Below are 12,597 nucleotides of genomic sequence, written 5' to 3'. Positions count from 1 at the left end.
GCCGCGCTTGTCTCGCACGCGGGGTGAAGGCGTGGGCGCTCGCGTTCGAAAGCCGACTGCGCTACTCCCGGCGGACTGCGCGGCGCCCGGGGGCGCCCCCTGGAGACGAGATGACCAAGACGACAGCGCCGGCCCGACGCGGGGCCCTGCTCCTGCCGCTCGCGTTGGCCATGGTGCTGGCCGCGGGCCGTGCCTCGGGCGCACAGCCGTCCGCGCCGTCCGCGCCGGCCTCGCGCAAGGTGACGCTGCTCCACCTGGCGGACGTGTACCAGGTGCAGCCGGTGGAGGAGGGACGCCGGGGCGGGCTGGCGCGGGTGGCCACGCTGCGCAAGCAGGTGCTGAAGGAGACGCCGGACGTGCTGACGGTGCTGGGCGGCGACACGCTCTCCCCGTCCGTGGAATCGCTGCTGACGGTGGACGGCAAGGCGCTCAAGGGCCGGCAGATGATTGATGCGTGGAACGCGCTCGGCCTGGACTACGCGGTGCTGGGCAACCACGAGTTCGACTTCGGCGACGAGACGCTGCGCGAGCGCATCCAGGAGTCGCGCTTCACCTGGCTGGGCGCCAACGTGACGGACGCGAAGACGGGCAACCTCTTCGCGGGCGTGAAGGCGTACGACGTGCGCGAGGTGGGCGGCATCAAGGTGGGCCTGTTCGGCGTGGTGGTGACGGAGACGAAGACGTCCTCCAAGGCCGGGCCGGACACGAACTTCGGGGACTACTGCGAGGCGTCGCAGGCCGCGGTGACGAAGCTGCGCGAGGCGGGCGCCAGCGTGGTGGTGGGGCTGACGCACCTGACGCTGGAGCAGGACCGGGCGCTCGCGAAGTGCGTGAAGGTGGATGCCATCCTCGGCGGGCATGACCACGTGGGCGCGGAGGACCGCTCCACCGGGACGCCCATCTTCAAGGTGCCCGCGGACGCGGTGGAATTGGGCCGGCTCACGCTGGACGTGGACGCGGCGACGGGCGTGCTGCGCAAGGCCACGTGGAAGCGGATGCCCGTCACGCGAAAGGTGCCGGAGGACGCGGAGTTCAACGCGGCGATGAAGGCCTACGAGCCGCTCTTCGCCCGGCTCTCCGAGCGCGTGGGCCGCACGCCGGTGGCGCTGGAGGCGCGCGCCTCGGAGGTGCGCACGCGGGAGACCAACCTGGGCTCCTTCGTCGCGGATGCCTTCCGCGCGGCGTCCGGCGCGGACGTGGCCCTGGTGAATGGCGGCGCCCTGCGCGCGGACTCGGTGCTGCCGGCGGGCGTGGTGACGCGGCGCGAATTGCACGCCATCCTCCCGTACGAGGACGCGCTGGTCGTGGTGGAGGTGAAGGGGGCCACGCTGAAGGCGGCGCTGGAGAACGGCGTCAGCCTGAGCCGCGAAGACGCGAAGCCCGGCCGCTTCCTGCAGGTGTCCGGCCTGCGCTTCACGTACAACCCTGCCCGCCCCGCGGGAGACCGCGTGGTGGACGTGAAGGTGGGCGGCAAGCCGCTGGACGCGGAAGGAACGTACCGGCTCGCCACGCTGAGCTTTCTCGCCAGCGGCAAGGACGGCTACGAGATGCTGAAGGGCCAGCCCACCACCCCCGCGCTGAAGGACGGGCGCACCCCGCTGGACGTGCTGGCCGAGGCGTTCCGCACCGGCAAGCCCGCGCCGCGCGCGAAGGGAGATGGCCGGATTGCCCGCGTCGGCGGCGGCACGCTGACGAAGGACGCGCGCAAGCCGGCGCAGCCGCTCAAGTAGCGAGCCGGGGCGCGGCGCCTCCGCCCTCTACTTCACCGCCCACCCGCGCCGCTCGTAGACGACGCGCCCCGCCAGCTCTCGCAGCGCGTCCGTGCTCTGGTTGAGGTTGCCCGCGCGAGGCAGCCAGCTCATCCGCCGCAGGGGCGTGGACGACGTGCGGATGTCCACGGGCAGCGTGTCCGGACGCAGGCCCACCGCGGCGAAGCAGCCGGCCGCGCGGGGCATGTGCGCGGCGCTCGTCACCAGGAGCAGCGTCTTCCACCCCTGCTCGCGGATGATGCGCTCGGACCCCACCGCGTTCTCCCGCGTGTTGCGGCTGCGGCTCTCGGTGAAGATGCGCTCCGCGGGAATGCCCCACGCCTGGAGTTGCTTCGACAGCACGTCCGCCTCCACCACCGCCTGGGGCCTCGGGTCCAGCGAGCCTCCAGAGAGGAGCACCCTTCGCGCCCTCCCCTCTCGCAACAGCTCGAAGCCGCGCAGCAGGCGCTCGGGGGCGGCGTTGTACTCGGGCCGGCCGGAACGCTCGGTGGCCACGGGGTCCAACCCGCCGCCCAGGACGATGACGGCGTCATACGTCACGTCGGGACGGAAGGTGGACACGGCGCCGGCCTCCGCCTCCCGCATCAGCGCCGAGGCCACCGGCTCCGTCGAGAAGGCGTAGAGCACCGCCAGCCCCAGCGCGGTGAGCAGCCGCGCCGCCCGCACCCGCTTGCGCAGCAGCGCCCCGGCCAGGAGGAACAGCAGCGCCCAGGACAGCGGCGCCAGGAAGATGTCGAGCACCTTCGACAGGAAGAGGAACACGGCGCTTCAGCGCTCTCCCCAGTGGAGCTTCTGCCGGAGGATGGAGAAGTAGGCCACCTTCGGGTTGCGCACCAGGTTGACGCGGTTGGGCGAGCGCACCACCTCGATGCAGTCTCCGCCCTGCAGCCCGTGGCCCGTCTGTCCGTCCAGCGTGAGGTACGTGTCCGCCGTCTCGCTGCGCAGCGTGACGCGGATGACCCGGTCCGCCGGCACGACGATGGAGCGCTGGGTGAGCGCGTGCGAGCAGATGGGCGACAGCACCGTGCAGTCCACCGACGGGTGGACGATGGGCCCCCCCGCGGACAGCGAGTACGCCGTGGAGCCGGTGGGCGTGGCGAGGATGACGCCGTCCGCCTTGTACGTCGTAATCGGCACCCCATCGATGGACGTCTCGTGGTCCGCGATGCGCGCCAGCGCGCCCTTGTTGATGACCACGTCGTTGAGGATTTCGTCCTCGATGAGGGTGCGCCCGTTGCGGATGAGCCGGCAGGTGAGCTTCATCCGCGAATCCACCTGGAAGCGCCCCGTCAGCACCCCGTCCAGGGTGGTGAAGAGCTCCTCCACCGGCACCTCCGTCATGAAGCCGAGGCTGCCCAGGTTGACGCCGAGGATGGGCACCCCACGGCCGCCCAGCATCCGGGCCGCGTAGATGAGGGTGCCGTCACCGCCGAGCACCACCACCAGGTCCGCCCGGGCCGCCAGCTCCCGGTCGTCCACCCGCGGCCAGCCCAGCACATGCGACAGGGCGCGGTCCCCGAGGGTGGTCAGCTGCGGGTAGCGCTCACGGATTTGGGCCGCCAGCGCAGCCGCCTCGGGCTTGTCCTTCTTCGCGACGATTGCCAGGGTCTGCACGCGTGTGGGTTCTAATCCAGCCGGGCGTCCGGGCGCTCCCCCGAAATACCGGGGTGCCCGCCCGCCGACACAGGACCCGGCACGTAGGCCTCCAGGTCGCTATTTTCAGGCGTCATGGACCTCTTCGAACATGCCGGCCAGAAGGACCAGGCCAGCCAGGCGCCCCTGGCCGAGCGCATGCGCCCCCGCTCGCTCTCCGAGTTCGTGGGCCAGGAGCACGTCACCGGTGAGGGCCGCTTCCTGCGCCGCGCGATTGAAGCCGACAAGGTGCCCAGCCTCATCCTCTGGGGCCCGCCCGGCACCGGCAAGACGACGCTGGCGCAAATCGTCGCCCGCTCCACCGGCGCCGCCTTCGAGTCGGTGTCCGCCGTCCTCTCCGGCGTGAAGGACATCCGCGAGACGGTGGCCCGCGCGCAGGACCGCTGGAAGCTGCACAGGAAGCGCACCTTCCTCTTCGTGGACGAAATCCACCGCTTCAACAAGGCCCAGCAGGACGCGCTGCTGCCCCACGTGGAGAAGGGCACGCTGACGCTCATCGGCGCCACCACGGAGAACCCCTCCTTCGAGGTCAACGCCGCGCTCCTGTCCCGCTGCCGCGTCGTCACCCTGCGCGGGCTGGAGGAGGACGAGCTCATTCCCCTGCTCCGACGCGCCATGGCGGACGAGCGCGGCCTGGGCGGGCGCGTGACGGTGGACGACGAGGCGCTGGACTTCCTCGCCAGCACGGCCGGCGGCGACGCGCGCAAGGCCCTCACCGCGCTGGAGGTGGCCGCGGCCCACGGCGGCACCCACGTGGACCGGCGGTCGGCGGAGGAGGCCCTGCAGCAGAAGATGCTGCTCTACGACAAGGGCGGCGAGGAGCACTACAACGTCATCAGCGCCTTCATCAAATCCATGCGCGGCAGCGACGTGGACGCGGCGCTGTACTGGATGGTGCGGATGCTGGAGGCGGGGGAGGACCCGGTCTTCATCCTCCGGCGCATGGTCATCTTCGCCTCGGAGGACATCGGCAACGCGGACCCGCGCGCGCTGGGCGTGGCGGTGGACGCGCTGAACGCCTTCCAGCTCATGGGCCTGCCCGAGGGCACCCTGCCGATGACGCAGGCCGTGACGTACCTGGCGCTGGCGCCCAAGGCGAACACGGTGATTACCGCGTACATGGCCGCGCGCGAGGCCGTGAAGGCGGAGGGCGCGCTGCCGGTGCCCCTGCACCTGCGCAACGCGCCCACGAAGCTGATGAAGTCACTGGGGTACGGGGGCGGCTACAAGTACCCCCACAACTTCGAGGGCAACTACGTCCCCGAGGACTACCTGCCGGAGACCCTGCGCGCCCGCCGCTTCTACACCCCCACCCGGAACGGCGAGGAGGCGGAGCTGGCGGACCGCTACGACACCATCCAACGCCAGCTCGCGGAGCGAAAGCCGCCCCGCGAGCCGGGTGAAGAAGGCTGACTCAGGAAGCGACTTCCAGCGCCTCGGCCTCGTCCTCCTTGGGCTGGCGCGGCTTCATGGAGCGGCCGGCCACCTCGTACTGCTTCAGCAGGCGGCGGAAGTTGGAGCGGTCCACGCCCGCCGCGCGAGCGGCGCTGGAGACGTTCTGGTTGTTCTTCTCCAGCAGCGCGGAGAGGTAGCGGCGCTCGAAGGCGCGCATCGCCAGGCGCTTGGCCTGGGCGTACGGCAGGTGCGCCAGGCTGAACACCTCCACCGTCGAGTCGGCCTGCGGCGCGGCCTGGAACCCGGGCGGCAAATCCTCCACGTCGATGATGTCGTTGGCCGTCAGCACCACCGCGCGCTCGATGACGTTCTCCAGCTCGCGCACGTTGCCCGTCCACCGGTTGCAGGTGAGGGCCTCCATGGCGCGCGGGGAGATGCCCGACACCTTCTTGTCCGCCTTGCCGGCGTACACCTTGAGGAAGTGGTGCGCGAGCAGCGGCACGTCCTCGGGGCGGTCTCGCAGGGGCGGCAGGTCGATGGTGATGACGTTGAGGCGGTAGAAGAGGTCCTCGCGGAACTTGCCCTGCTCCTTGGCGCGGGACAGGTCCACGTGGGTGGCGGCGATGACGCGCACGTCCACCTTGACGGGCTCGTTGGCGCCCACGCGCTTCACCTCACCCTCCTGCAGCACGCGCAGCAGGCGCACCTGGGTGGCGGGGGGCACGTCGCCAATCTCGTCCAGGAAGATGGTGCCGCCGTCGGCCGCCTCGAAGAGGCCCTTCTTGTTGCCGGTGGCGCCGGTGAAGCTGCCCTTCACGTGGCCGAACAGCTCGCTCTCCAGCAGCGTCTCCGTGAGCGCCGAGCAGTTGACGGCGACGAAGGGCTTGTCCTTGCGCGAGCTGCGGTAGTGGATGGCGCGCGCCACCAATTCCTTGCCCGTGCCGCTCTCGCCCTGGATGAGGACGGTGGCCGTGGAGTGGCTCACCGTCTCCACCAGCTTGAAGACGGAGCGCATCTGCGTGGACTGGCCGATGAGGTCCTCGAACTGGCTGCGCGCGGTGAGGGCCTCCTCCAGCGCGCGGGTGCGGTCCTTGAGCGCCTTGCGCTCGGCCGCCTTGGCCACGGTGAGGCTCACCTCGTCGATGTTCTCGAAGGGCTTGGTGAGGTAGTCGTACGCGCCCGCCTTCACCGCCTCCACCGCCGTCTCCACGGTGGCGAAGGCCGTCATCATGATGACCTCCACGTCCGGGCGGTCCGCCTTGATTCCGCGGAGCAGGTCCATGCCGGACAGGTTGGGCATCTTGATGTCGAGGACGACCACGTCGATGGACGGGTCCTTGGCCGCCGTCAGGCCCTCCACCGCGTCGTCAATGGCCACCACCGGGTGGCCCTCGCGCTGGAGAATCTGCGTCACGGCCTTGAGGACGACCGAGTCATCATCAACGACGAGGACTTTGGCGCGCTTGACTGGAATCACGGCAACCTCTCGAGCTGCAGGGGGATGGGCAGGAAGACGGTGAAGCGGGAGCCGTCGCCGACCTGGGTGTCCACGTGGAAGCTGCCCCCGTGGTCCTGGACGATGCGGTAGGCAATGGAGAGACCCAGGCCGGTGCCTTCACCGGGAGCCTTGGTCGTGAAGGAGGGCTCGAAGATGCGCGGCAGGTGGCGCTCTTCGATGCCGCAGCCGGTGTCGGCCACGGCGAAGAAGCAGCGGTCCCCCTCGCGGCCCGTCACCAGGGACAGCCGGCCTTCGGGCGTGGGCAGCAACGCATGGAGGCCGTTCTGCAGCAGGTTGAGCACCACCTGCGCGAGCTGGCCGGGGTCGCCGTACACCTTGGGCAGCCCCTCCGTCAGCCCCAGCGACAGCTCCACCCGGGGCGTCGACTTGAGCTGCGCGCGGAAGAGCACCGCCGCGTCCTCCACGCACTTGGACAAGTCGAACAGCCGCCGGTCCTCCACGCGGCTGTGGCGGCTGAACTTGAGCAGGCTCTCCACAATCCGCTTGCAGCGCAGCGCGCTCTCTTCAATCAGCTTGAGGGACTCGAGGTCCGGAGCGGTGCGGCCCGCGTCGCGGGACATGAGCTGCGCGAAGGCGAGGATGCCGCCCAGCGGGTTGTTGATTTCGTGCGCCACACCGCCGGCGAGCTGGCCCACCGCGGCCATCTTCTCCGTCTCGATGAGGCGGCGCGTAATCGACTGCTCCTCGGTGACGTCCCGGTACGTGCACACCACCCGGTCGTCGCCCGCCATCGGGTACGCGGAGACGACGTAGGTGCGGCCGGACTGCTGCACCTCGCCGCGCGCGCCCTTGCCGCTCTCCACCGCCGCCGGCAGCGGGCAGCCCGTGCACGGCTCGTTGCGGCCGAAGAGGTAGCGGTAGCAGGCGGTGTCGGAGGGAATCTCTTCAATCGAGCGGCCGGCGACGCGGGCGTACGCGAGGTTGGCGCGGCGCACGGCGAAGTCGCGCGAGCGCACCACGCACAGCGGCGTCTCCATGCAGTCGAAGGACAGCTCCCACTCACGCTTGGCCTGGCTGAGCATGCGCGTGCGCTGGGCGACGCGCTCCTCCAGGTCCGCGTTGAGCAGCTTGAGCTCGGCGTTCTGCGCCTGCGTCATCTGGTGCAGCCGCTCGTTCTCCGTCTGGAGCGCGTACTGCTCGAAGGCGCTCTTCACCGTCAGCACCAGGTGGCTGTCGTTCCACGGCTTGGAGATGAAGCGGAAGATTTCGGAGCGGTTGATGGCCTCTTCAATCGCCTGCTGGTCCGCCTGGCCCGTCAGCATGATGCGCTGGGTGCGCGGCTCCTGCTGCTTCACCTGGGTGAGGAACTCCACCCCGTTCATCCCCGGCATGCGGAAGTCGGAGATGACGACCTCGGGGCGGAACTGCTCCAGCGTCCGCAGCCCCTGCTCCGCGTCCGTCGCCGTCTCGATGTCCCAGTCCCCCCGGCGCAGCACCCGGCGAATGGACTTGAGGATGTTCTCCTCGTCATCCACCAGCAGCAGCCGCCCCCGGGGCGCTGCGTCCTGCTTCGAGAGCTGTGCGGCTTGAGGACCCATGGATTCTTTCTGCCTCACGACAATTGCAATGGCCCTGCCAGAGGCCGTTGCGCGGTAAACTCCTGGAATCACGAGATTTAACTCTCTCGTTACCCAAGAGTGCGTGAGTCAGAGTAGACCCTCCCCCATCAAACGGGTCAATAACTACCCAGAGTCTTTGACCCGGGGTCAGCCGCCGAGCAACTAGGGGGGCGGAGACGGGGGGAGCTGGGCGTGCAGGCAGATGCGATCTCTCCCCTCGTGCTTGGCCCGGTAGAGGGCCTCGTCGGCGGTGAGGAGGAGCTGCTCCGGGGAGAGGACGGAGCGGTGGGGGAAGGTGGAGACGCCGAGCGAGGCCGTCACGCGCAAGGTGCCCTCGGTGCCCAGGCGCAGGGCGCACAACTCGCGGCGCACGCGCTCCGCCACGGTGAGGGCCCCGGTGAGGTGGGTGCGAGGCAGCAGCACCGCGAACTCCTCCCCTCCGTAGCGGGCCACCAGGTCCGTCTCGCGCACGCCGCGCTGGAGCGCCGCGGCCACCTCGCGCAGCACCCCGTCTCCGGCCGTGTGGCCGAACTGGTCATTCACGTTCTTGAAGTGGTCCAGGTCCAGGAGGATGAGCGACAGCGCGTCGTCGTAGCGCTGGGCGCGGCGGAACTCCTCGCGCAGCCGCTCCTGGAAATGCCGGTGGTTGTGGACGCCCGTGAGGCCGTCCGTCGACGACAGCCGCTGCAGCTCGCCGACCTGCGAGGCGAGCGCCTCCATCCGGGCCTGCGTGGACAGGCACCGGTGCACCCGAGCGACCAGTTCCTCGGCGTCCCATGGGTCAAGAACGACCTCGGCGCCCCTGCGGAGCGCCTCCAGCCAGAGGGTGCGAGGCTCCGGGGGGGCCAGCACCAGGACGGGCGTCGCCGGCCCGCCTTCCGGAGGAATCAACCGGTCCAGGAGCGGGAGCAGCCCCGCGGCGTCCTCGCCCGGGCAGAGCACCACCAGGGCCGTGCCCCGGGCCAGCCGCGGTACGTCCGGCCCATGCGGTGTCAGCCGGAGCGCGAAGTCCTCCGGCCCCAGGGCGCGGGCCAGCCGGGGCAGCGTTGACTGCGAGTCATCCACCACGAGCAGGGTGTAGGGCCTGGAGTTCACAGTGTCCCCGCAAATTGATGCTCATACGGTATCACGACGGTAGTCCGGGGTGCGACCCCCTCTCGTTGATTTGGGGGAAGTGCTCTGGTACCGAGCGCGTTCACTCCCGCACGCTTCTCCGTCGAGGTCCTCCGTGGGCAAGTACCCCAGTATCAGCCTCTTCTTTCCCGCGTGGAACGAGGAGGACTACGTCGAGCGCGCCGTAAGTCGCGCCCTGGACGTACTCCCCCAGCTGACGGACGACTTCGAAATCATCATCGTCAACGACGCCTCCACGGACCGGACGCGCGAAATCTGCGAGGCGCTGGCGCAGAAGGTGCCGCAGTTGAGGGTCATCCACCACCCGGTGAATCTCAAGCTGGGCGGGGCGATGCGCACGGGGCTGGCGGCGTCGACGAAGGACATCGTCGTCTACTCGGATGTGGACCTGCCGTGGGACATGCGGGAGCTGGAGCGCTCGCTGCACCTGATGAACTACCTGGAGGCGGACATGATCTGCGCCTTCCGGTTCGACCGCACGAGCGAGGGCCCCAAGCGCATCGTCTACTCGTTCGTCTACAACCTGCTCATCCGCGCGCTGTTCGACATCCAGATCAAGGACGTCAACTTCAGCTTCAAGGTGATGCACCGGCGGGTGCTGGAGTCCATGGAGCTGCACAGCCAGGGCTCGTTCATCGACGCGGAGCTGGTGGTGAAGGCCATCCGCAAGGGCTTCCGCGTGTTCCAGATGGGCGTGGACTACTTCCCGCGCACGCGCGGCATCTCCACGCTGGCCTCGCCTTCGGTCATCGTGAAGATGGTGAAGGAGCTGGTGCGGCTGTACCCGCAGACGCGCTCGCCGCAGCCTCCGGTCCAGCCGGTGCGGCTGCCTCCGTCGGTGCAGCAGCTCCACGCGGTGCCGCCCCCGGGCCGCGCGGCGCGGGGCTGAGGGCTTCGCAACGTGGCGCGCTCCCTCACGCGCCTGGTGGTGAACGCGGACGACCTGGGGCTGCACCCCTCGCTGGACGCGGGCATCCTCCGGGCGCACCGCGAAGGCATCGTCACCAGCGCCACCCTGCTGGCCATGGGCCCCACGGCGCCCGAGGCCGCCGGGCGCGCCCGCGAGCAGGGGCTGGCGGTGGGCCTGCATCTGGCGCTATCCACCCGGCTGGCTCCGGCGGCGCCCGTGCATGCGGTGCCCTCGGTGGCGCCGGGCGGGCGGCTGCGCGGGAGCTGGGCGGACTTCGCGAAGGCGTGGCTCGCCGGAGCCGTGCGACGTGAAGAGGTGGAGGTGGAGCTGGCCGCGCAGCTGAAGCGCGCGCGGGAGCTGGGCGTGGCGGTGGACCACCTGGATGGGCACCAGCACCTGCACCTGCTGCCCGGCGTGCGCGGCGTGGTGGAGGCGCTGGCCGCGCGCGAGGGGCTGCCGCTGCGGTGGCCGGATGCGCTGCCGAGAACGCGGTGGCTGCGCGCCCCGGGGCCCGCGCTCAAGGCGACGGTGCTGGCGGCGCTGGCGCGGCTGCCACCGTGGAGCACGCCGGGCGTGCGCCGGGTGAGCGCGGGCGGCGTGTTCGAGGCGGGCCGGCTGGATGAGCGCGCGCTGCTGGACGCGCTGGATGCGCTGCCGGCGGGTGACTTCGAGCTTGGCTGCCACCCCGGTGAAGGCGCGCCGCATGTGCCGGAGGACCCGGCATGGCGCTACGGCTGGCAGGCGGAGCTGGACGCGCTCACGAGCCCGCGAGTGAAGGCCGTGCTGCGCGAGCGCGGCATCGAGCTGCACACCTACGGCAGCCTCGCATCGGCCGCGTAGTCTCCCCTCCCCTACGGCAGCCAGGCCTCCGCGACGTAGAGCACGTGCGGCGTGGTGTAGCCGCGGCCCAGGTCCACCACCTCGAGCACGCCGAAGCCCGCGTCCTTCAGCAACCGGGTCATCTCCGCGCGCGGCTTGAGCGCCATGCCGCCGCTGGCCTTCGTGCGCCCGAGCAGCGACACCATCACCCACTCCTGCAGGAGCGCCTTGCGGTGCTTCCAGGAGCCGTCGCCCTCCACCTCCTTCAGCAGGAAGCGCCCGCCGGGCTTGAGCAGCCCGTGCACGGTGCGGAGGAAGTCAGGCCACTTCGCCTCGGGCAGGAGGTACAGCACGTCGCAAACCACCGCCGCATCGAAGTCACCCGCCGTCTCGGTGGCGAACGTCTCCTCCACGGTGCCTTCCGCGAGCTTCACGTTGGGCAGCCCCGCGAGCGCCCGCCGCGCCCACGCCACCTTGCGCGGGTCCGGGTCCACGCCCCGCACGGTGCGGCGCGGGTCCGCCAGCGCCAGCAGCGCGGACAGCAGCCCATGTCCACAGCCGATGTCCGCCACGGTGCCGGAAGGCGTCCGCGAGGCCACGGCCAGCAGCGGCGCGGAAGCTGCGCGAGCATGGACGTGGAAGCGCTCGGCGGCGGGCAGCGCGGCGTAGAGGGCGAGGGCCTGCTCGAGGAGTGCGCTCATGAGATGTAATAATCGGCGCCAAAGGCCCACGAGAGAACGACCACGGAGATTGCGCCCACCGTGAGCGCGCCCCGCAGCAGCCTCGGTCGCTGGCGCAGCAGCATCGCGGCGGTGAGGAACACGGGGAACGAGGACAGGAGATATCGCCCCATACCCATGAAGTCCTTCGTGGACCACGCGGGCAGTCCCACAATCGCCAGCACGTAGACGGCGTAACCCCACCCCAAGAGCTTCCGCGTGGGCCACACCAGCGCCAGCGCGAGCAGTGTGAAGAAGGCATGCGCGGCCAGGCGGAACGCCTCGCGCTTGTCCGTGGGATGGAGGATGACGCGCTCGAACCAGCTCACCTTCAGCCACGAGTGCCAGCCGGGCTGCTGGTCCCACCCGGCAGCGCCCTGCACCTTCACGAAGGCGAAGGGGTCTCCGAACTTGTGCCAGAGAAAGAGCATGTAGCCACCGAAGCCCAGCCCCGCGAGCACCGGCAGGAAGTCCACCGCGGTCCACTTTTCACCGCGCGCGTGCTTCCACTCCAGCCGGCGCACCAGCAGGCCCACCACCACCGCGGGCGCCACCGGCCGCGCCGCCGTGGCCACCGCCGCCACCAGCACCGCCGGCAGCAAGTGCCCACGCTCCAGCAGCAGGAAGGCGGTAATCACCAGCAGGACGAACAGCGCGTCCGAGTACATGGCGCCGTAGAAATAGAAGGCGAACGGGTAGCAGGCCATCAGCAGGCCGGCCCGCAGCGCGGTGGCCTCGTCCGTGAGGCCGCGCGCCCATTGGGTGAAGAGCAGCAGCGCCAGCGGGCCGCACAGCAGGGTGATGAGGACGCCGGACTGGTACACGTCCGGCCCGAGCGTCTGCACGGCGCGGATGACCAGCGGGTAGAGCGGGAAGAAGGCCACCGAGCTCTGCTGGCCCGGGGTGAACTCGTAGCCCTCCTGGGCAATCCGCATGTACCAGCTCGAGTCCCACGCCACCCAGCCCATGGTGACGTACTCGTCCACGCGAACGACGGGGTTCTGCTTGTTCTTGTGGAAGTAGCGATGAGCCCCGAGCCCGGCGGCGGCGCCGCACAGCACCACGGCGACGAGGGTGACGAGGAGGATGGTGCGGGACGCGGAGCGGACCATGCGGCCGG

Annotated in this window: 11 protein-coding genes; 4 read left to right on the top strand and 7 right to left on the bottom strand. The window is 70.4% G+C overall.

What is annotated here, in order from left to right; genetic code table 11:
• Nucleotides 1-110: 110 nt before the first annotated feature.
• Complete coding sequence (locus G4D86_RS41905; RefSeq protein WP_164000109.1) at nt 111-1,730, top strand: bifunctional metallophosphatase/5'-nucleotidase; 1,620 nt, start codon at nt 111-113, stop codon at nt 1,728-1,730.
• 27 nt (nt 1,731-1,757) lie between these two features.
• Here G4D86_RS41905 and G4D86_RS41900 read toward each other — a convergent pair whose 3' ends face one another.
• Complete coding sequence (locus tag G4D86_RS41900) at nt 1,758-2,531, bottom strand: YdcF family protein (protein ID WP_164000106.1); 774 nt, start codon at nt 2,529-2,531, stop codon at nt 1,758-1,760.
• A gap of 6 nt (nt 2,532-2,537) precedes the next feature.
• Nucleotides 2,538-3,383, bottom strand: coding sequence for an NAD(+)/NADH kinase (locus G4D86_RS41895; RefSeq protein WP_164000104.1), 846 nt, complete (start codon nt 3,381-3,383; stop codon nt 2,538-2,540).
• A 114-nt stretch (nt 3,384-3,497) separates the two neighbouring features.
• Here G4D86_RS41895 and G4D86_RS41890 point away from each other — a divergent pair, with 114 nt between their 5' ends.
• On the top strand, nt 3,498-4,835 hold the full coding sequence (locus G4D86_RS41890) for a replication-associated recombination protein A (RefSeq protein ID WP_164000103.1): 1,338 nt from the start codon (nt 3,498-3,500) through the stop codon (nt 4,833-4,835).
• A gap of 1 nt (nt 4,836) precedes the next feature.
• On the opposite strand, the gene G4D86_RS41885 is transcribed toward G4D86_RS41890, so the two are convergent.
• The 3 genes from G4D86_RS41885 to G4D86_RS41875 all read right to left on the bottom strand — a co-directional run bounded on the left by G4D86_RS41885 (nt 4,837) and on the right by G4D86_RS41875 (nt 8,990).
• Complete coding sequence (locus tag G4D86_RS41885; protein WP_164000101.1) at nt 4,837-6,294, bottom strand: sigma-54-dependent transcriptional regulator; 1,458 nt, start codon at nt 6,292-6,294, stop codon at nt 4,837-4,839.
• Nucleotides 6,291-7,874: a response regulator gene (locus G4D86_RS41880; protein WP_164000099.1), complete on the bottom strand. Its 1,584-nt coding sequence runs from the start codon at nt 7,872-7,874 to the stop codon at nt 6,291-6,293. The genes G4D86_RS41885 and G4D86_RS41880 overlap by 4 nt, the downstream gene beginning before the upstream one ends.
• Nucleotides 7,875-8,057: 183 nt before the next feature.
• Nucleotides 8,058-8,990 (bottom strand): diguanylate cyclase, encoded by a 933-nt coding sequence (locus tag G4D86_RS41875; protein WP_164000097.1) that lies wholly within the window; start codon nt 8,988-8,990, stop codon nt 8,058-8,060.
• Between the two features lie 133 nt (nt 8,991-9,123).
• On the opposite strand from G4D86_RS41875, the gene G4D86_RS41870 reads away from it, so the two are divergent.
• Both G4D86_RS41870 and G4D86_RS41865 read left to right on the top strand, forming a co-directional pair.
• Nucleotides 9,124-9,918, top strand: coding sequence for a glycosyltransferase family 2 protein (locus tag G4D86_RS41870; protein WP_164000095.1), 795 nt, complete (start codon nt 9,124-9,126; stop codon nt 9,916-9,918).
• Between the two features lie 12 nt (nt 9,919-9,930).
• Nucleotides 9,931-10,779, top strand: coding sequence for a carbohydrate deacetylase (locus G4D86_RS41865; RefSeq protein ID WP_164000093.1), 849 nt, complete (start codon nt 9,931-9,933; stop codon nt 10,777-10,779).
• Between the two features lie 11 nt (nt 10,780-10,790).
• On the opposite strand, the gene G4D86_RS41860 is transcribed toward G4D86_RS41865, so the two are convergent.
• Both G4D86_RS41860 and G4D86_RS41855 read right to left on the bottom strand, forming a co-directional pair.
• Nucleotides 10,791-11,459, bottom strand: coding sequence for a class I SAM-dependent methyltransferase (locus G4D86_RS41860; protein ID WP_164000091.1), 669 nt, complete (start codon nt 11,457-11,459; stop codon nt 10,791-10,793).
• Nucleotides 11,456-12,589 carry a mannosyltransferase family protein gene (locus G4D86_RS41855; RefSeq protein ID WP_164000089.1) on the bottom strand — a complete coding sequence of 378 codons (1,134 nt, stop codon included), beginning with the start codon at nt 12,587-12,589 and terminating at the stop codon, nt 11,456-11,458. Before G4D86_RS41855 ends, G4D86_RS41860 begins: the two co-directional genes overlap by 4 nt.
• Nucleotides 12,590-12,597: the final 8 nt, after the last annotated feature.

Origin of the sequence: Pyxidicoccus caerfyrddinensis, assembly GCF_010894405.1 — a bacterium.
Lineage (GTDB): Bacteria > Myxococcota > Myxococcia > Myxococcales > Myxococcaceae > Myxococcus > Myxococcus caerfyrddinensis.
The sequence above is the reverse complement of the archived record's forward strand: the minus strand, read 5'-3'. Positions and strand labels throughout refer to the sequence as shown.

Excerpts from the sequence above, each read along its gene's own strand:
- G4D86_RS41905 (WP_164000109.1), top strand. The coding sequence starts at position 111 with ATGACCAAGACGACAGCGCCGGCCCGACGCGGGGCCCTGCTCCTGCCG.
- G4D86_RS41890 (WP_164000103.1), top strand. The coding sequence starts at position 3,498 with ATGGACCTCTTCGAACATGCCGGCCAGAAGGACCAGGCCAGCCAGGCG.
- G4D86_RS41880 (WP_164000099.1), bottom strand. The coding sequence starts at position 7,874 with ATGGGTCCTCAAGCCGCACAGCTCTCGAAGCAGGACGCAGCGCCCCGG.
- G4D86_RS41860 (WP_164000091.1), bottom strand. The coding sequence starts at position 11,459 with ATGAGCGCACTCCTCGAGCAGGCCCTCGCCCTCTACGCCGCGCTGCCC.
- G4D86_RS41855 (WP_164000089.1), bottom strand. The coding sequence starts at position 12,589 with ATGGTCCGCTCCGCGTCCCGCACCATCCTCCTCGTCACCCTCGTCGCC.